Source organism: Massilimicrobiota sp. mt181 (assembly GCF_055420065.1).
The window spans coordinates 145168-164889 of record NZ_JBVAYN010000003.1 but is presented as its reverse complement, the minus strand read 5'-3'; the positions used below and the strand labels follow the sequence as shown (position 1 = coordinate 164889).

Genomic DNA, 19722 nt, shown 5'->3' with positions numbered 1-19722 from the left:
GGTGGTATCATGAACTTTGTTATTTATGGTGAAGATAAATTGTTGATGGAACAAAGACTGAATACATTAAAGAAGAAATATCATATTCGTGAAGAAGATATGAATCTGGTTGTTTATTGGTGTCAGGAAACACCAATGTCAACTATTATTGAAGATGCTTTAACACCTCCTTTTTTAAGTGAGTATAAAATGATTGTTTTAAAGAATCCAACTTTTTTAACAACACAAAGACAAAAAGAGGTCAGTGATGAAGATATTGCCAAGTTTATGGATTATTTAAAGATGGATAATCCTACGACCATCTTTGTGATTTATCATGATCAGAGAAATTTTGATGAAAGAAAAAAGGTTGTGAAACAATTAAGAAAACAGGCACATTTTTATGAGATTGAAAAAATGGATGAGCATCAATTGTATAAAACAACTCATAAAGCATTTAAGAGTAGAGGTTGTGATATTGATGAAGATGCTTTAAGATTATTTTTATCACGTATGCCTAATAATTTACTGGAAATATCACAGGAAGTTAATAAATTGTGTTTATATACTCATCATATTACAGTGGAAACAATTGACTTATTAGTGACTAAACAGGTAGAAGAGAATGTTTTTGAGTTAAGTCAGGCTATATTAAAGAAAGAAACAGCAAAAAGCTTTCAAATTTATAAAGATCTGATTATGAATAAAGAAGAGCCTATCAAATTGATTGTTTTAATAGGAAATGCCATGCGTTTACTTTATCAGGTTAAATTATTGGATAGAAAAGGTTATAATGATAGAGAGATTGCACAAATGTTATCCATTAATCCCTATCGTTTAAAATATATAAGACGTGATAGTCAAAATTTTGATTTGAAAGAATTACTACAGCATATTGACGAATTGTCACAGCTTGATGTCGCTATCAAAACAGGAAAAGTTGATAAATATAAGGGATTAGAATTATTTTTAATGCGAATTGGAGGAAATGAATAATGGAATCAATGAGAGAATTGTTTAAGATTGGCTTTGGACCATCGTCCTCACATACGATGGGGCCACAGCGTGCAGCTCAAAAAATTTTGGAAATGTATCCTGATGCGACACACTTTCATGTTGATTTGCATGGGTCATTAGCATTAACAGGAAAGGGGCATCTGACAGACTATATTATTGAAAAGACTTTTGCACCTAAACCAGTCGATTTCTCTTTTAAAAGTGATGAATTACCATTACATCCTAATGGCATGATTGTTCATGTTTATAATCATGATCAAAAAATCAAGGACATTGAAGTCTATTCTATTGGTGGGGGTTCTATTCTTTTTAAAGGAGAACTGGCTGAAAAGCCTGTTCATGTTTATCAGCAAAATACAATGACAGATATTTTAAAATATGTTGATGAACATGGGATGTCTTTATATGACTATGTTTTAGAAAATGAAGGAGAAGATTTTGAGTATTTTCTTTCTTCCATTTTATCGGCTATGTTTGAAAGTGTTGAAAATGGTTTAAAGAAAGAAGGAATTATTCAAGGAAAGCTTCAGCTAAAAAGAGTGGCAAAATCGATGTTTCAACAGGCACAGAATACAAGACGAGAAGCGGATAGAGAAAGGTTATTTATTTCCAGTTATGCCTATGCCGTTGCTGAAGAAAATGCTGATGGTGGAAAGATTGTAACGGCGCCTACTTGTGGAGCAAGTGGGATTATGCCTGCTATTCTTTACTATTGTTATAAGCAGTTGCATATTGAAAAGAAAGATTTGATCAAAGCTCTAGCAATTGGTGGATTGTTTGGAAATGTTGTCAAAACCAATGCAACCATTTCTGGTGCTGATGGTGGTTGTCAGGCTGAAGTAGGGACAGCCTGTGCCATGGGGGCAGCCACTATGGCGTGGATTTATGAATTGAATAATTCTTTGATTGAATATGCTGCTGAAATGGGATTGGAACATAATTTGGGATTAACTTGTGATCCTGTTGGAGGATATGTACAAATTCCATGTATTGAACGTAATGGATATGGTTCTTTACGTGCCTTAGATGCAGCTATGCTTGCTAAACAATTAGGATATTTAAGAAAAAATAAAGTCTCTTTTGATACCATTGTCAAAGTCATGAAAGAAACTGGAAAAGATTTGTCAAGTGCCTATAAGGAAACTTCTTTAGGTGGCTTGGCCAAAGAGTTTGGTTTATCATGAGTGCTTTATATGTTCATATTCCTTTTTGTCAACATATCTGTAGTTATTGTGATTTCTGCAAGGTTTTTTATAATGAAAAATGGGCCTGGCAGTATTTGGAGGCCTTATCTTTTGAAATAAATGAGAAATCTTTACAAACAGATTATGACACGATTTATATTGGAGGAGGAACACCAACTGCCTTATCTTATGAACAGTTGAAATCTCTTTTTGAGTTATTAAAACCATATGCAAGTCAGGTCAAAGAATATACTATTGAAATCAATCCTGAAACAATGGACAAAGAAAAACTACAATTATGTGTGGATTATGGTGTCAATAGGTTGAGTGTGGGGATCCAAACATTTCATGATCATTTATTAAAAAATATTGGCAGAGTACATACTTCAAAGCAAGCTATATCATTTATTAAAGAAGCTCAACAGCTTGGTATTCAAGATATCAATGTCGATTTGATGTATGGATTACCCCAACAAACATTTGAAGATGTTAAAGAGGATATTGCTGTTTTGGCTCAGTTGGATGTAGGACATGTCTCTTATTATAGTTTGATTTTAGAAGACCATACTTTTTTGAAAAATCAGCATTACCAGCCGCTTGATGATGAAGAGGATGCACGCTGGTATGCCTATATTCGTCAGGAATTAAAGAGACAAGGATATCATCAATATGAAGTCAGCAATTATTATCGCTATAAACCTTCTTTACATAATCTGGTTTATTGGCATTATCATGATTATGATGGGATTGGTGTATCAGCACATGCTTTAAAGCAGTCGCATCGCTATGAAAATACGAAATCTCTGACACGTTATTTTCAGCATCAATATTTAGAAGAAGATATTGAGTTATCTAGACAAGATCAGTTATTTGAAAAGATAATGATGGGTCTGCGATTAAATCAGGGTATCAATATTCAAGACATCAATCAGTTATATGATATTGATTTTGAAAAGCAGTATCATCATGTGATTGAACGTTATCAGAATATGAAATTATTAGAAATTGATAATGGCTTTTTAAGAACGACAGAATTGGGTATGAATTATTTAAATACAATACTTATTGATTTTTTGGATGATTAACAAGTGAAAACTTGTTTTTCTTTGCTTTTTAGCACAAAAGTGTTGACAGTGCTAAAAAGATGAGTATAATGTAATTAGCACAAAGGTAAAAGGAGTGCTAAAGGAGGTTGTGATATGCTGACGGCTAGACAATTACTAATTCTAAAATGTATTGTTGAAGAGTTTGTTGAAACGGCTGAACCAGTAGGATCGAAAACCTTAATGACAAAGTATCAGCTTCCTTATTCGAGTGCAACAATCAGAAATGAAATGTCATTTCTAGAAGAACATGGTTATCTGGAAAAGACACATACGTCTTCTGGACGTGTTCCTTCAACGGCAGGGTATCGTTTTTATGTTGATACTTTAATGCAGCCTAGTGTAGATGATGAGATTAAAAATCAGGTTTCAACAATTTTGGGAGATCGACATCGTTCTTTAAATGAAATCATTAAAGAAAGTTGTCAGATTTTAAGCCAGTTGACTCATTTAACAACTGTTGCATTAGGACCAAATGCTATTTATGAACATTTGCAAAACATTACTCTTGTTCCCTTATCTGAACATACAGTAACAGCAATCATTGTGACAGATAAAGGACATGTAGAAAATCGTAATTTCAATATTAAGAATAATGCTTATATGGAAGATTTGACAAGTTGTGTAAATGTCATGAATGAATTGCTTGATGGAACACCAATGAATCAAGTTGTTTATCGTCTTGAAAGAGACGTCAAACCAATCTTGAGTGCTCGTATTAAAGAACATGAGGTTCTCTTTAATGCTTTTCTAGAGGCTTTCATGAAGTTCGCAAAAAATAACATCTATTTTTCTGGTAAAGAAAATATGTTATATCAGCCAGAATATAATGATGTGAATAAGTTGCGTCGCTTAGTGACAGCGTTTGAAAACTCTCAATCATGGAAGAGTCTGGAACCGATTGCTTTGGAGGATGGTGTGAGTGTAAGAATTGGTAGTGATTCACCTATTAAGGAACTTAATGATGTTTCGGTGATATCAGCTTCATTCAAAACAGGGAATGAATCTAAAGGATCTATTTCAGTCATTGGGCCAACACGTATGCCTTATGAAAAAGTCGTTTCTTTAGTTGAGTATATTTCAAAGAGCCTGGAAGAGGTTCTTGCAAATCATGATGATGACGAAGAAGATGAATAGAGGTGAAACAATGGCAAAGGAAAAAAACATGAAAGAAGAAAACGTAACAGAAGAAAAAGAAGTCAATGAAGAAGTCGTTGATGAAACGACAGAAAATCAGGAAGAATCAACACAAAATGATGATGACAAAGAAAGTTTAGAACAACAGTTAAGTAAATTAGAGGAAGAAGTCAATACATGGAAAACGGATTATTATAAAGTTTTTGCTGATATGGAAAACTTAAAAAGACGTTTAGAAAAAGAACATCAGAATTCATTAAAATTTATGATGCAATCTTTTATTGAAGAGTTACTTCCAGTTGTGGATAATTTTGAACGTTCTTTAAATGTTCAAAATCCAAGTGAAGAAGTTCAAACTTTCTTAAAGGGGTATCAGATGATTTTTGATCAGTTGATGGCTATTTTAAAGAAAAATGGTGTAGAAGTTATCGAAGCACAAGGTAAAGAATTCGATCCAAATCTACATCAGGCAGTGATGACAGCGCATGATGAAAATTTCGATCATAACGTTGTTGTCGAAGAACTTCAAAAAGGTTATAAGTTAAAAGATCGCGTTATTCGTGCATCTTTAGTGAAAGTGAATGAATAAATTTTAGGAGGATGATAATTATGGGTAATAAAATTATTGGTATTGATTTAGGTACAACAAACTCATGTGTAAGTGTGATGGAAAATGGTGAAGCAAAAGTTATTGCAAATCCAGAAGGTTCAAGAACAACTCCATCAGTTGTCGCATTTAAAAATGGAGAAATTATTGTTGGTGAAGCTGCTAAACGTCAAGCAGTTACAAACAAAGAAACTGTTATGTCAATTAAAAGACATATGGGTACAAATTATAAAGAACATGTTAATGGTAAAGATTATACACCTCAAGAAATTTCAGCTATGATTTTACAAAACTTAAAAGCAACTGCTGAAGCTTATTTAGGTGAACCAGTCAATCGTGCTGTTATTACAGTGCCTGCATATTTCAATGATGCTCAACGTCAAGCAACAAAAGATGCTGGTAAAATTGCTGGATTAGAAGTTGAACGTATTATTAACGAACCAACAGCAGCTGCGTTAGCATTTGGTGTTGATAAATTAGATAAAGAGCAAAAAGTTTTGGTTTATGACTTAGGTGGAGGAACATTTGACGTATCTATCCTTGACTTAGCTGATGGTATGTTTGAAGTTTTAGCAACTGCTGGTGACAACCATTTAGGTGGAGATGACTTTGACCAAGCTATCATGAATTGGATTGTTGATGAATTCAAGAAAGAACAAGGTGTTGATTTAAGCAATGATAAAATGGCTATGCAACGTGTTAAAGAAGCTGCAGAAAAAGCAAAGAAAGATCTTTCTGGTATGATGCAAACACAAATTTCATTACCATTCATTTCTGCAGGTCCAGCTGGTCCATTACATCTTGAATTAACATTAACAAGAGCTAAATTTGATGAATTAACACATGATTTAGTTATGCGTACAGAAGGACCAGTAAAACAAGCGTTAAGTGATGCTGGTATGTCTCCAAATGATATTGATCAAGTCTTATTAGTTGGTGGTTCTACACGTATTATTGCAGTTCAAGAATCAGTAAAGAGATTACTTGGAAAAGAACCTAACAAATCAGTTAACCCTGATGAAGTTGTTTCTATGGGTGCTGCAATCCAAGGTGGAGTTATCGCTGGAGATGTTAAAGACATTGTCTTATTGGATGTTACACCATTATCATTAGGTATTGAAACAATGGGTGGAGTTATGACTGTCTTAATTGAAAGAAATACTACTATCCCAACAACAAAATCACAAATCTTCTCTACTGCCGCTGATAATCAACCAGCTGTTGATATCAACGTATTACAAGGTGAAAGAACAATGGCTAAGGATAATAAACAATTAGGTTTATTTAAATTAGACGGTATTGAACCTGCACCAAGAGGAGTTCCACAAATTGAAGTCACTTTCAGCATTGATGTTAACGGTATTGTTAATGTTAAAGCTAAAGATATGAAAACACAAAAAGAACAATCTATCACTATTCAAAACTCAACTGGTTTAAGTGATGAAGAAATTGATAGAATGGTTAAAGAAGCTGAGGCTAATAAAGCTGATGATGAAAAGAAACGTAAAGATATCGAAACAAGAAATAAAGCTGAACAAATGATTAATGAAATCGATAAAGCTTTAGCAGAACAAGGTGATAAGATTGATGAAAATCAAAAATCACAAGCTACAGCTTTAAGAGATGAATTAAAGAAAGCATTAGATGCTAATGATATGGCTACACTTGAATCAAAAATGAGTGAATTAGAACAAGTTGCTCAACAAATGGCAGCATATCAATATCAACAATCACAACAAGGAGCTAATCCAACAGGTGATGCTTCAAATACAGCAACTAATGACGACGATGTTGTTGATGCAGACTTTACAGAAAAAAATTAAAATAAAGCCAAGGCTTTGCCTTGGTTTTATCTAGTCAAGAGGTGAGATTATGGCTGAAAAAAGAGATTACTATGAGGTGCTTGGTGTTTCTAAAAATGCCAGTGCTGATGAAATAAAAAGAGCATATCGTAAAATGGCTAAAAAATATCACCCTGATGTCAATAAGGAACCTGGTGCTGAAGAAAAGTTTAAAGAAGTTCAGGAAGCTTATGATGTCTTATCAGATGACAATAAGAAAGCTGCCTATGATCGTTATGGTCATGCTGCATTTGATCAAGCTGGTGGTTTTGGCGGAGGAGCCGGTGGCTTTAGTGGATTTGGTGGCTTTGAAGATGTTGACTTAGGTGATATTTTTGGTTCATTCTTTGGTGGTGGCGGATCACGTCAAAGAAAAAGTGGTCCAATGCGTGGAGAAGATCGTTTTGTTCAATTAGAAATTGATTTTATGGATGCTATCAAAGGAAAGAAAACAGATATTAAAATCAATTTTGATGAACAGTGTCCTCATTGTCATGGTACTGGGGCGAAGACACCAAATGATTACCAGACATGTTCTCGTTGTGGAGGAACAGGAACAATTCGTACGCAACAGCGTTCCCCATTTGGAACATTTGTTAATCAATCTACGTGTCCAGATTGCCATGGTACTGGAAAAGTGGTTAAAGAAAAATGTCCACACTGTCATGGTAATGGATACATCAATAAAAATATTACAGTTGAATTAAATATACCAGCAGGTATTAATACACATCAGCAATTGCGTGTTCAAGGTAAAGGACATCGAGGAACAAATGGTGGTCCTAATGGTGACTTATATGTTGAAATTTATGTCAGACCACATCAACACTTCCAACGTGATGGTAGAAACATTTATATTTCCATTCCAATTTCAGCAGTTGATGCCACACTCGGTTGTGAAGTAGATGTACCAACAGTTTATGGTGATGTCACATTAAAAGTTCCAGAAGGAACACAACCAGGAACAACATTGCGTTTAAAAGGTAAAGGTGTCAAAGACTTGCGTAGTGATAATTATGGTGATCAATATGTTAAGATTGATGTTAAAATTCCTACAAAATTGTCACGTGAAGAAAAAGACCTTTATCATAAACTGAAAAAAGCATCAAAGAAGGAATCTATCTTTGATCAGTTTAAAAAGGGATTTAAAAGATAACATGAATTTGTTATCTTTTTTTTCGTATAATATATATTATGATAAATAAAAAAAGCATCCTTATAGGATGCAATCTTTATCATTAAGCACTCTTTCTTAGACTTCTTAATTCTCTTGCTGAAATTTTTACTTTTTTTGGTTTACCATTGACTAAAATAGTAGCTTTTTGTAAGTTAACATTCCATTTTCTCTTTGTTGCATTTAATGCATGAGAACGAGAATTACCAGACATAGGTCCTTTTCCGCTCACTTCACATTTTCTAGCCATTATTTTCACCATCCTTTACAAAGTGTCATTCACATACTTTAGTATAATAGCATTAATAAATAAAAAATGCAAATACTTTTTTATATAATTCGTAAAATTAAATGTTATACGAATGAAAATATCATATATGAAAAGTATGAATATTTCAATATTTTTTTAAATTTTATTTACAAGATATTCTAAGTGGGTTATAATGCGTATGCATTACTATGAAATATTGTCATTAATTTAAAAATAAGATATAATATATTTAACTATTTATAAATTTATGATAAGAACGGAGGAATAGTTATGATAACAAAAACAACTGATTTAGGAGATATACATCTTTCATTAGATGTTGTTGCAAGCATTACTGGGGGAGCTGCAACAGAATGCTATGGTGTTGTTGGTATGGCAAGTCAAAAGATTATGAAAGATGGTTTTTATGATCTTTTAGGCAAAGATAATTATGCTAAAGGGATTGTCGTAGAAGATGGGGAAACTGGGATTATTTTAAATGTCTATATTATCGTTGGATATGGAGTCAAGATTTCTGAAGTTGTGTATGAAGTTCAAAAGAAAGTGAAATATGTTTTAGAAACAACTTTGGATATTGATATTGAAGCAGTGAATGTTTTTGTACAAAGCATTCGTGTGACTGATTAGTGGAGGGTTAACATGAAAATCATTGATGGTAAGCTGTTTAAAGAGATGGTTATTACAGGAGCAGCAGTCTTGCATAATAATCATCCTGAAATTGATGCGCTCAATGTCTTTCCGGTTCCTGATGGGGATACTGGAACAAATATGTCTTTGACATTTAGTTCAGGTGCGAGCGAAATCGAGAAAATTGATTCTAACGATATTTATGAAATTTCAAAGAAATTATCTAAAGGTTTGTTGATGGGAGCAAGAGGAAACTCAGGTGTTATTCTATCTCAGATTTTTAGAGGGATTTCTATGGCGTTTGAAGGAAAAAAACAGGTTGATGCTGTAGAACTGGCACAAGCTTTACAAAATGGTGCGAAGGTGGCTTATAAAGCTGTTATGAGACCGGTAGAAGGAACAATCTTAACTGTTATTCGTGAATCTAGTGAAGCTGTTGTAAAATATGCACAACCTGGAATGGAAATTGAAGATGTTTTTTCTTACTTTGTTAAGGAAGCTGAAGAATCATTGGAAAGAACACCAGAATTGTTACCAGTTTTAAAAGAAGTTGGTGTTGTTGACAGTGGTGGAGCTGGACTATTATTAATTATGACTGGGTTTATGGCTGCTTTAGCTGGTGAAGAAATTGAACGTGTAGATATTAAAGGTGAAAATAAGAAAGAAGCATTGGTAGAAGTTGAATCTGATAGTGAAGATGCTTATGGATATTGTACTGAATTTATTTTTAGATTAGATCCTGCAAAGATGAAAGCTTTCAAGGAAGAAAATCTAAGAAATGAATTAGAAAGATTACCTGGAAATAGTATTGTTGTTGTTCAAGATGATGATATTGTTAAAGTGCATGTACACACATTAAAACCAGGAAATGCTTTGAATGTGGCACAACGTTATGGTGAATTTATAAAGTTAAAAATAGAAAATATGCAGGAACAGCATAATTCTATTTTAGAAGCTAATAATACTCCAGCTGCCAATGCCAAAGCAACTTTAACTGCACCAAAAGCAGAACCAAAAGATGTTTCAATTATTAGTGTGGCTGCTGGTGATGGAATTAAAGATATGTTTTTAGAATTACATTGTGATTACGTTGTTAGTGGTGGGCAAACAATGAATCCTTCAGCTGAGGATATTGTTCAGGCTATCCGAGATGTTCATGCAAAACATGTCATTATCTTACCTAATAATTCTAATATTGTAATGACTGCTCAACAAGCTGCAATTATTTTAGAAGATGAAGTTGATGTTCATGTGATTCCTTCTAAAACAATTCCTCAAGGATTATCTGCATGTATCATGTTTAATCCTGAAGTTTCTTTAGAAGACAATTTGAATGAAATGAATGATGCGATTGCTCATGTGAAAACTGGACAAGTCACATTTGCAATTAAAGATACAAATATTGATGGTATAGATATTAAAGCTAATCAGTATATGGCACTATGTGAAAAAGAAATCGTCGCATGTGTACCAGAAAAAGTTGAGGCATTGAAAGAAACATTAAATGGATTAGTAGATGAAGATTCAGAAATTATCACTTTAATTTATGGTGAAGATGTGACTGAAGATGAAGTTGAAGAAATTGAAAACTATGTCGAAGATCAATTTGATGTTGAAATTGAAACAGTTAATGGAAAACAACCTGTTTATTCATTTATTGTGGGTGTTGAATAAAATATTTATTGTAGAATACGAAAAGCTCGATTTTATCGAGCTTTTTTCATGTCTGAATGTCATAAAAAATCAAGTAATGTTTTTCTAATGATTTTTAGTACGTATTTTTATTTGGTTTTGTTTATTTAAACAATTTATTTTTTCTATAATAATATCAAATATTGTTTTTAAAATATTTTTTTATTGCTATTCATTAATAAAACAATAAGTATTAGACATATTTATTTTGTTTAAGAAAAAGATAAATTTGATAAAATTGTTTTTACTACTACTTAAAGTATTGATATAATGAACTGCGTGAGATGAAGTATGATATGATTCTATTAAAAGGTTAAGGTGAAAATGATGCTACAAATGACATTATTAAATATGTTTTCTGAGTTTTGTTTTTTTGACGCTTATTATAAGACAATCAAAAAAAAGAAATCAAGACTGTTACTCCTCATGCTTGGCTTGATTGCAAGCTGTTTAAATTCATTTGTTTTATATCCTCTTTATTATCGTTATCATCTAGGACCTCTTTCTTTTAGTACGATTATCAGTATAACACTTAATTGTTGTGCAATCATTGTTCTTGAAAGAAGAAATATAAAAGAAATTATCATGCGAATTACAATCCTCTATCTTTTCTTTCTTATGATAACATTTCCTATTGCAATGATATTGGTATCACTCTGGCAATATGTCTGCGTTATTTTAAATGTTTCTGCATCAATTTTAAGTATTGGCAATACTTTATCAAACGCAATAGGTTTCATTGTCTATTATTATTTAATGCTTTGGATTTATAAAAGGTTTGAATTAGAGAATGTAATGCAAAACATTCTTAAAAAATATAAAAGAACATGGAAAATGATATGTTTCGAAGCAGCTGTTTTCTTTTTGATATGTGGTATGGAGATTTCACAAAGTATTGAGTTAAATACAGTAGGCATTAATATTTTAACGTATATCTTTATGTATGTAGGTGTTATTTCATTTACAAGAAGAGTACGACTTCAACAGCTTCAAAAAGAAAGCGAAGAATTGAAAAACATGATTGTTGATCAACAAAACATGTATATTAATGAATTAGAAGATATTCAAAAACAAATGCGTATTTTTCGACATGACTATCAGAATCAAATGTCATCATTATATTTATCAAGCCAAAAAGGGGATATAGAAAATGTAGAAAGATCATTAAAAACAATGATCAATGATTTTGATGAACACATTGGAAAGAAAATGAACATAACCAATCAATTAGCTAATATTCAAATTCCAGAAGTGAAAAGTTTGTTGATGAAGAAAATGACAGAGATGCAGAAATCTCATATCTCAGTAAAGTTGGAAGTTTTATATCCATTTTCTAAAATAAATATGCCATTATTTGATTTTATACGTTGTCTAGGAATTCTTATCGACAATGCAATAGAAGAAGTAAAAGATAATAAAGGTTTTATTCATCTTGTTTTACTGGTGGGTTCCCACGGTCAGCTGACATTAACTATTAGCAATACGATTCATAGAGAAATTGACTGCGAGAAAATATTTCAAGAAGGATATTCAACAAAAGGAAATAATCGCGGGATGGGATTAAGTATACTTCAAGAAATCATACATCGTAGTGAAAATATGACGATGGAAACAAGAGTGGAAAATAATGAATTTATTCAGGAGATAATGATATGTTAGTAACTATTTTAGAAAATTTAATTTTAAACTTTCTTTTAGCTTTTCTGATTCTCATTCATTATCAAAAAATAAGATATATGCAAGTTAATTATTTGAAAGCATTCGGAGTAACATTATTATCTTGTATTGTCTATACACCTCTATTTGGAATACTGCAGATGCTTTTTCCTTCTCTCAATTCCTTTTTAAATAGCAATAGCGCTATTTATTATTTTTTTGCGAATATATCCAATATTATAGTCTTTGAGATTATGATTTATTTTTTAATTGATAGAAATCTAAAGTTATCCATCTTTCTTTTTTCACTTTTATGGTCCTTATATCAGCTAATTATCTATACATTTAATAACATTATTTACTTATTTTCTAATCATCAGCATATACTTTATTACTTGTTTTCCTATGTGAATTTATTTTTAACATATATGGTCATTGATTATCTAATCAAACGAAGTCATATTCATACTTATATCAATATGCTAGAGGAACATCCTATATCCTATTCTAAAATCATTGGATTATCTGTTGGGTTTTTGTCAATTTTTCCAGTAATACAGATAATCATTCAAAGAGAAGAACCAGGGTTTATGGCAATAGAACAATTCATACTGACATTTGTTGTTATAGGTATTCTTGCTTTATTCTATTTCGTTATTCAAAGTGTTCAAGCCAAAGAACAACAAAAATATTTGAGTATGATGTTACAACAACAAAATCTTTATATTCAGTCATTGGAAACAATTCAACAGAATATGAGAGAGTTTAAACATGATTATCATAACATGATGGTTTCCCTGTATTTACAAAGCAAAGAAGGAAATGTACAGAAAATTGAACAGCAGCTAGCTCAAATGATGAATGATTTTGATGATTCTATTGGTGAAAAAATGAATCTTGTAACACAATTATCGAATATTAAGATTAGTGAAATAAAGTCTTTGCTGATGGAAAAACTTACCATTATGCAAAAAAAGAAAATCCCTGTTAAACTAGAGATATTATATGAAATCAAATCTATCAACATGAATGTTATAGATTTTACACGTATTCTAGGTATCCTATTAGATAATAGTATTGAGGGAGTTGAATCCTATCATGGAGATATTGTAATTATTATGCTTCAGCAGGATTCTCGTCTTTCTTTGCGTGTTGAAAATACCATTCATGAACAGATAGATATTCATGAAATCAGTAAACCAGGGTATTCAACAAAAGGAAGTACAAGAGGAATGGGACTTTCAAGTTTAGAAAAAATAATCGTGAAATATCCCAATATTATACATAATGTCATGTGTGAAAATGATAGATTTATTCAGGAAATAACGATTCTAGAGAGGAGTAGGACAAATGATAAAAATCTTTCTTTGTGATGATGAGACAGTTATTTTAAATAGAATCAAAGAACTTATAGAAAAAGAAATTATCATTCATGCATATGATTTTTGTATAGAGGGTTCATTTGACAGTCCTATAGCATTATTGGAAAAGGTTCGTACATCTAAAGATAGACGCAATATCTATTTTTTAGATGTTGAATTAAAACATCCAGAGTATGATGGATTTCTATTAGGAAAAGAAATCAGAAGTATGGATCCCAATGCGACGATTGTCTATATAACGAGTTTTAAGGATTTAGCTTATAAAACATTCCAGTATCATATAGAAGCTTTTGACTATATTGTGAAAGATAAAGATAAACTTAAGGATAGTATTTCAAAGTGTTTGCAATCAATTATTTCACGATTACAAGAGGAAAGAAAAGATCCAGTGGAATGCTATACATTTCGTAGTGGTGATATGATTCGTCATATTCCTATTGATGACATTCTATTCTTTGAAACATCTTCACGTCCTCATTTTGTGATATTACATGGACTTCATCAGCGCATTGAGTTCATTGGTAATTTAAGTGATATTGAAAAAGAGCTAGGAAAAAACTTTCTAAAGATCCATCGCTCTTACCTGATAGCGTTAAATAAAATAGATCATATCGATCTTAAGAGAAATATTGTAAAAATTGGAAACAGCGAATGTGCTGTATCTAGAAGAATGAAATCAGAACTATTGAAACGTATGAATCAGTAGTTCTTTTTCATTTTAGGAAGTGAGACATACCGATTAGGAAGGATGAATCACAAACTTTCTCTATTTTGATATATTGCTCTTGTAAAGGAGGAATTATCTATGGATAAAGAAGTGATTCGTTTGGATCATATTTCAAAACAGTTCAATCAGACACCAGTATTAAAAGACATCACTGCAAAACTGCATAAAGGTGAAATCTTAGGTTTTTTAGGACCAAGTGGTGCTGGAAAAACAACAACAATAAAGATCATCACAGGACAATTACATCAGACATCTGGAGAAGCTTATATTTTAGGAATCAATTCCAAACACATAGATGAAACAATCTATGAGCAGATCGGTATTGTCACAGACACAAGTGGAATCTATGATTATGTCAGTGTTTATCAGAATATGGAAATGTTTGCGAAAATCCTAGGAGTCAAGAAAACAAATATTGAAGAGATTTTAAAGAAAGTTGATTTATGGGAACATCGTCAGAAACTAGCTGGTAAGTTATCCAAAGGACAGACACAACGATTGATTCTCGCAAGAGCTATTTTGCATAAACCAAGAGTGTTATTTTTAGATGAACCAACGTCTGGACTTGATCCATCAACAGCAATGGAAATTCATAAACTATTAAAGCAGTTGAAAGAAGAAGGCATGGCTATCTTTTTAACAACGCATAACATGGAAGAAGCTACAAAACTATGTGACTATGTCGCTTTATTAAATAATGGAGTTATTGTTGAATATGGAACACCAGAATCATTATGTTTGAAATATAATCAACAGAAAAAATACAAAATCAAACTTAGAGATGGAAATAGCTATTTTATGGAACAGAATCCTGAAAATTCAAATCAGATTTCAAAGTGGCTCATTCAAAAGGAAATAGAAACGATTCATTCATGTGAACCAACATTAGAAACTGTATTTTTAGAAGTGACAGGGAGGGAGTTATCATGAAAACAATTCATATCAACAAGATAGCAGCCGTTATTGAAATGAAAACGAGAGCATTCTTTAGAAAAAACTGTATCATCATGCCAATATTTGCGATTGGTTTTACCATTATGTTACGATTCTTATATCAATATGTCGCAAACGATGGTGCGTTTAATGCAGTATTGAATGCTGAAGCATTAGCAATGGGACTTGTGACCAATATTGGAGGAAATGGAATTTATTGCTGTAGTTTATTATTAGCAGAAGAAAAGGAAAAGAAGACACTAAGAGTATTGATGACATCTTCTGTCAATGCATTGGAGTTCTTTCTAGGAAGTATTCTACCCGTTTTTTTCTTTACATCAGTGATTAACTTTCTTTTAGTACCTATCAGTGGAATGACTTTAACATTAACGCAATGGACTTGGTTTGCAGTTATGACAATACTAGGAACACTAACAAGTTGTATCCTTGGTATGTTATTAGGCATTTTTGCGAAAGATCAGGTCAGCACATCAACAATCACAACACCATTCATTTTAACATTAATGCTAGTGCCAATGTTTTCAACAATCATTGAAAGTTTCAAAACGTTTTCGCATTTCATATTTACAGGAGCCATTATGGAAATGATATCAAACATGGCATCTCATCAAACTCCATATGTAGAATTGGGAGGTCTATTTGTCATGATTATAGAGATTATTCTCGCTATTTTATTGTTTATCTTTTTTTATAAGAAAAATGGATATGAGAAAGACTAAAAGGCTGTAACGAGTTATGAGATTAAAATTCTCACTCGTACAGCCTTTTGTCTGTTATTGATGGATAAAATCTATAACCATCTGTGCTGTTTCTAAAGCTTTTGTAGCAATCAAAGGATGATTTCCGTTTTCCCATATTTTATATTGAATAAGTGTATTGTTTTTTGCAATCTCATGAAATTCTTTTTCTAAATCATTATTCAACATTTCATCAGTTTTGCTTGCACTCATCAATAATGGAATCTTTATATCAGATATATCAGAAATAAATAAAGGGATATTTTTCTTTTTCAGATTGATAAGTGCTTCTGTATCTTTATCAATGACTTCTTCCCAATCATATCCTTGACACCATTCATAAAAACCTCTTGACTGCTCATCAGATTTCGCAAATTCCCTTTCTTTTAAAATACCTTCTGCAAAACCAACTGGAAGTGTTCTTCCATCAAAACTGTCTGCGATGACTTTATGAAATCGTTCAGGTGCTTCTAAAGCGGCATTAATGGCGGCATATGCACCACCGCTTGTTCCTAAAAGATTAATATTGTCGATATTTAAATGATTTGCTAGGGCTATGATTTGATGTCCTTGGTCAATCCAAATATTTTCAGGAAATTGATTAATACGCTCAGAAAGACCGTTTCCTAAAAAATCAATGAGAATAATTTGAAAATCATTTTTATAGAAATCTAGAAGAAACGTGAACATTTTTGATGATGCAGTATTTCCATGAAGCAACATTAAAGGAATTCCTTCACCAATAACAGAATAATAGATATTTTTATTATGATATTGAAAATAGCTCATATTGTTAGCCTCTCATAAATTTATCATTGTTTTATCGCAAGGCTCATATGATTGCCTTGCAGATTATTCGATTCTCATTTTGATCACCATTCCTTTATATAGTTAATTGATTGATTTTCTGTTGTAAAAGATCTAAAAATTCACAAGCTTCCATACCATCCATTTGGACATGATGAAATTGAAAAGATATTTTGAGTTCTGTTGTTTGGTTGTTTTCTTTATATTTTCCCCATAGCATAAATGGATTATTAAATATACCACTATACATATTAATGATGCCATCAATATCATATTTGATTAAGCTAGATGTTCCGATGATCATATGATCTTCAATTTCATAGTCTTGGCAAGTTTCATAGACTTTCTTGGTTAATTGAAGATATGACTGATTAAAATCTTCTAGATTTGAAGTAAATGGGATATCACAAGTATTTATCGTACCTGAGTTATTTGCAACAATGACATTTAATCCTATCTTGTTATACTGAAACATTTTTTGAACTATAGGTAATAAATAAAACTCTTTAATTTCACTGGCGGCCAATCCAATGCAGTAGCACATCAGCATGTTTAATTTATATCCACCTTTTTTTAATTTCATTAAATGAGATATATCTAGTGTTTTAAATATTGTCACCATAGGCATTGGGGCATTGATATAGAGTTCAAAACTTTTCGCTCGATTGGTATCTTTTGGATTGATTTCTTGCATATTCCTACCTCCACTATATATTTTTATTATAACGCTATTTGAATAAAAGTTAAATCTTCATTGTTTTGATTACTTTTTTAAAGTGGGAACTATTATAATTTGTTGAAAACAATCTTGACATTTTATTATCTATCTTCTTTTGTTAGAAAAATGAATATAAAAAGATTGAAAATGAGTATAAACTGAATTTTTTTCATTTATGAAAAGAAGTATATTGACATCTGTACATAACAGTATTATACTGTACTTGTAAAAGCAATACAGTATAATACAAAAGGACGGTGATTGAATGGAAATATTTATAAATAATCATGCGAGCGTTCCTATTTATGAACAGATTTCATCACAAATAAAAGCACTGATCATTAGTGGAGAGCTAAAAGCTGGTGAAGCACTTCCTTCTATTCGAGGACTTGCAAAATCATTGCATATTAGTGTTTTAACGGTACAGAAAGCATATGATACTCTTCAAGCAGATGGTTTTATTGAAACAACAGCAGGAAAAGGATGTTTTGTATCTGCACAAAATCAGGATTTCTATTTAGAAGAGCAACAGAAAAGGATTGAAGAGCATTTTACAGAAGCTATAGAAATAGCGAAAGTCAGTGGAATAAAACTTGATCAACTGCAGTCTTTATTATCTTTGTTATATGAGGAGGATTAAGATTATGGAGAAATTAGCATTAAAACTTGATGGTGTGACAAAACATTATAAGGATTTTACCTTAGATAAGATTTCTTTTTGTGTTCCTGAGGGAAGCATCGTGGGATTGATTGGTGAAAATGGTGCGGGAAAAAGTACAACTATTCAATCGATATTAGGTTTGACTAAAAAAGACAGTGGAACAATTACATTGTTGGGAAGTTCCGATATTGATGAAGTTTCTAAAGATGAAATTGGAGTTGTATTTGATGGAAATAATTATCCGGATGTACTCAATGCAAAACAGCTAGGAAAAATTTTTGCCAATATCTATAGTTCATGGGATATGAACACATATGAACAATTACTGTCAAAATTTAAACTTCCAATGAATAAAAAAATCAAGAATTTCTCTAAAGGAATGAAAATGAAATATGCCATATCTGTAGCTTTTTCGCATCATTCAAAACTATTGATACTTGATGAAGCGACAAGTGGCTTAGATCCTATCATTCGAGATGAAATACTAGATATGCTGTTAGACTTTATCCAAGATGAAGAACATTCAGTTTTGGTTTCATCTCATATCACAAGTGATTTAGAAAAGATAGCTGATTATATTGTATTCATTCATGAAGGTAAGATCATTTTCTCAAAACCTAAAGATGAACTGTTAGAAAAATATGGCATTATCAAATGTGGTGCAGCTCAATTTGATGCATTGGATAAGGAAGAAATTATCGCATATAGAAAACAGGATTATGAATGGCAGGTATTGGTAGCTGATAGACAGAAAGCAGAAAAGAAATATCCAAAAGCTATGGTTATACCTGCAAATATTGATGAAATCATGCTGATGTATGTAAAGGGGGCGAACTAGATGAAAGGTTTATTATTAAAAGATTATTACATTATCAAAAGCAGTTTGCTTATCTTAGCAGTCGTATTTGTTATTATTGGAGCAAGTCTATCTTATCTTTCAACACCATGGGTGTTAACCGTATTGGCAACAGTATTATTAGGAATGATTGTTACAACGACGATTACTTTAGATAAATCATCAGGATGGATCAAAACAGTCTTAACAACTCAGATTTCTAGAGGAACATACACTGATAGTAAATACATTTCTTATTTAGGATTAAGTTTAATTGGATTAATATTTGGAATCATCTTTGGTTATATCGCCTCAACTGTCATTGGAAAAAGCAATGATGGTGCAATGGTATTTGTATGTGTCAGTGTCGCCATGGCATTGCTTGCAGGCGGAATCATTCTGCCATTCTATTTTCTTACTGATGAAACAAAAAGTATTCTAGGTTCAATTATCGCTTATCCTGTTTCTGCCGGAGTGTTTATTGGTTTATTCCTTCTTTTAGGAAATCACTTATCAACATATGTGATTATTTTGATTGTATCACTAGCTGCCTTCATTGTATCTTGGGTTCTTACTAAAAAGGTATTGTTAGTAAAAGATTTATAGGGAGGAA

At 31.8% G+C, this 19722-nt stretch carries 20 protein-coding genes; 17 read left to right on the top strand and 3 right to left on the bottom strand.

Going from position 1 to position 19722, the window contains the following annotated elements:
• Positions 1–9 precede the first annotated feature (9 nt).
• The 7 genes from holA (at position 10) to dnaJ (ending at position 8024) form a co-directional block, all read left to right on the top strand.
• On the top strand, positions 10–975 hold the full coding sequence (gene holA / locus ACZYT4_RS03225) for a DNA polymerase III subunit delta (RefSeq protein ID WP_463782208.1): 966 nt from the start codon (positions 10–12) through the stop codon (positions 973–975).
• Positions 975–2180, top strand: coding sequence for an L-serine ammonia-lyase, iron-sulfur-dependent, subunit alpha (locus tag ACZYT4_RS03220; RefSeq protein ID WP_463782207.1), 1206 nt, complete (start codon positions 975–977; stop codon positions 2178–2180). The genes holA and ACZYT4_RS03220 overlap by 1 nt, the downstream gene beginning before the upstream one ends.
• Entirely contained in the window at positions 2177–3265 is a 1089-nt protein-coding gene (gene hemW, locus ACZYT4_RS03215; RefSeq protein WP_463782206.1) for a radical SAM family heme chaperone HemW, read from the top strand. Before ACZYT4_RS03220 ends, hemW begins: the two co-directional genes overlap by 4 nt.
• Before the next feature lie 114 nt (positions 3266–3379).
• Positions 3380–4420: a heat-inducible transcriptional repressor HrcA gene (hrcA, locus tag ACZYT4_RS03210; RefSeq protein WP_463782205.1), complete on the top strand. Its 1041-nt coding sequence runs from the start codon at positions 3380–3382 to the stop codon at positions 4418–4420.
• Positions 4421–4430: 10 nt separating this feature from the next.
• On the top strand, positions 4431–5009 hold the full coding sequence (grpE, locus tag ACZYT4_RS03205; protein ID WP_463782204.1) for a nucleotide exchange factor GrpE: 579 nt from the start codon (positions 4431–4433) through the stop codon (positions 5007–5009).
• A 20-nt stretch (positions 5010–5029) separates the two neighbouring features.
• Entirely contained in the window at positions 5030–6850 is a 1821-nt protein-coding gene (gene dnaK, locus ACZYT4_RS03200) for a molecular chaperone DnaK (RefSeq protein ID WP_463782203.1), read from the top strand.
• Positions 6851–6899: 49 nt separating this feature from the next.
• Positions 6900–8024, top strand: coding sequence for a molecular chaperone DnaJ (dnaJ, locus tag ACZYT4_RS03195; protein ID WP_463782202.1), 1125 nt, complete (start codon positions 6900–6902; stop codon positions 8022–8024).
• 82 nt (positions 8025–8106) lie between these two features.
• Here the strand turns inward: dnaJ and rpmB are convergent, their stop codons facing one another.
• The gene (gene rpmB, locus ACZYT4_RS03190; protein WP_087357353.1) at positions 8107–8292 is read right to left on the bottom strand and encodes a 50S ribosomal protein L28; all 186 of its coding nucleotides are present in this window, start codon (positions 8290–8292) and stop codon (positions 8107–8109) included.
• Between the two features lie 291 nt (positions 8293–8583).
• On the opposite strand from rpmB, the gene ACZYT4_RS03185 reads away from it, so the two are divergent.
• The 7 genes from ACZYT4_RS03185 to ACZYT4_RS03155 all read left to right on the top strand — a co-directional run bounded on the left by ACZYT4_RS03185 (position 8584) and on the right by ACZYT4_RS03155 (position 16070).
• Positions 8584–8940 carry an Asp23/Gls24 family envelope stress response protein gene (locus tag ACZYT4_RS03185; RefSeq protein WP_087242856.1) on the top strand — a complete coding sequence of 119 codons (357 nt, stop codon included), beginning with the start codon at positions 8584–8586 and terminating at the stop codon, positions 8938–8940.
• A gap of 12 nt (positions 8941–8952) precedes the next feature.
• Positions 8953–10614: a DAK2 domain-containing protein gene (locus tag ACZYT4_RS03180; protein ID WP_463782201.1), complete on the top strand. Its 1662-nt coding sequence runs from the start codon at positions 8953–8955 to the stop codon at positions 10612–10614.
• A 345-nt stretch (positions 10615–10959) separates the two neighbouring features.
• Entirely contained in the window at positions 10960–12291 is a 1332-nt protein-coding gene (locus ACZYT4_RS03175) for a sensor histidine kinase (RefSeq protein ID WP_463782200.1), read from the top strand.
• Positions 12285–13661 (top strand): sensor histidine kinase, encoded by a 1377-nt coding sequence (locus tag ACZYT4_RS03170; protein WP_463782199.1) that lies wholly within the window; start codon positions 12285–12287, stop codon positions 13659–13661. The genes ACZYT4_RS03175 and ACZYT4_RS03170 overlap by 7 nt, the downstream gene beginning before the upstream one ends.
• Positions 13639–14376, top strand: a complete 738-nt coding sequence (locus ACZYT4_RS03165) for a LytR/AlgR family response regulator transcription factor (protein WP_463782198.1) — start codon at positions 13639–13641, stop codon at positions 14374–14376. The genes ACZYT4_RS03170 and ACZYT4_RS03165 overlap by 23 nt, the downstream gene beginning before the upstream one ends.
• 99 nt (positions 14377–14475) lie before the next feature.
• Complete coding sequence (locus tag ACZYT4_RS03160) at positions 14476–15327, top strand: ABC transporter ATP-binding protein (RefSeq protein ID WP_463782197.1); 852 nt, start codon at positions 14476–14478, stop codon at positions 15325–15327.
• The gene (locus ACZYT4_RS03155) at positions 15324–16070 is read left to right on the top strand and encodes an ABC transporter permease (RefSeq protein WP_463782196.1); all 747 of its coding nucleotides are present in this window, start codon (positions 15324–15326) and stop codon (positions 16068–16070) included. The genes ACZYT4_RS03160 and ACZYT4_RS03155 overlap by 4 nt, the downstream gene beginning before the upstream one ends.
• A 54-nt stretch (positions 16071–16124) precedes the next feature.
• Here the strand turns inward: ACZYT4_RS03155 and ACZYT4_RS03150 are convergent, their stop codons facing one another.
• Positions 16125–16877, bottom strand: coding sequence for an alpha/beta fold hydrolase (locus ACZYT4_RS03150; RefSeq protein WP_463782195.1), 753 nt, complete (start codon positions 16875–16877; stop codon positions 16125–16127).
• Positions 16878–16971: 94 nt separating this feature from the next.
• Positions 16972–17589, bottom strand: a complete 618-nt coding sequence (locus ACZYT4_RS03145; protein WP_463782194.1) for a CatA-like O-acetyltransferase, family 2 — start codon at positions 17587–17589, stop codon at positions 16972–16974.
• 289 nt (positions 17590–17878) lie between these two features.
• On the opposite strand from ACZYT4_RS03145, the gene ACZYT4_RS03140 reads away from it, so the two are divergent.
• Genes ACZYT4_RS03140 through ACZYT4_RS03130 form a run of 3 tightly spaced genes read left to right on the top strand, consistent with a single transcriptional unit; the run spans position 17879 to position 19715 of the window.
• Entirely contained in the window at positions 17879–18253 is a 375-nt protein-coding gene (locus tag ACZYT4_RS03140; protein WP_463782193.1) for a GntR family transcriptional regulator, read from the top strand.
• 4 nt (positions 18254–18257) lie between these two features.
• The gene (locus tag ACZYT4_RS03135; RefSeq protein WP_463782192.1) at positions 18258–19112 is read left to right on the top strand and encodes an ABC transporter ATP-binding protein; all 855 of its coding nucleotides are present in this window, start codon (positions 18258–18260) and stop codon (positions 19110–19112) included.
• Positions 19113–19715: an ABC-2 transporter permease gene (locus ACZYT4_RS03130; RefSeq protein ID WP_463782191.1), complete on the top strand. Its 603-nt coding sequence runs from the start codon at positions 19113–19115 to the stop codon at positions 19713–19715. It abuts the gene before it with no gap.
• Positions 19716–19722 lie beyond the last annotated feature (7 nt).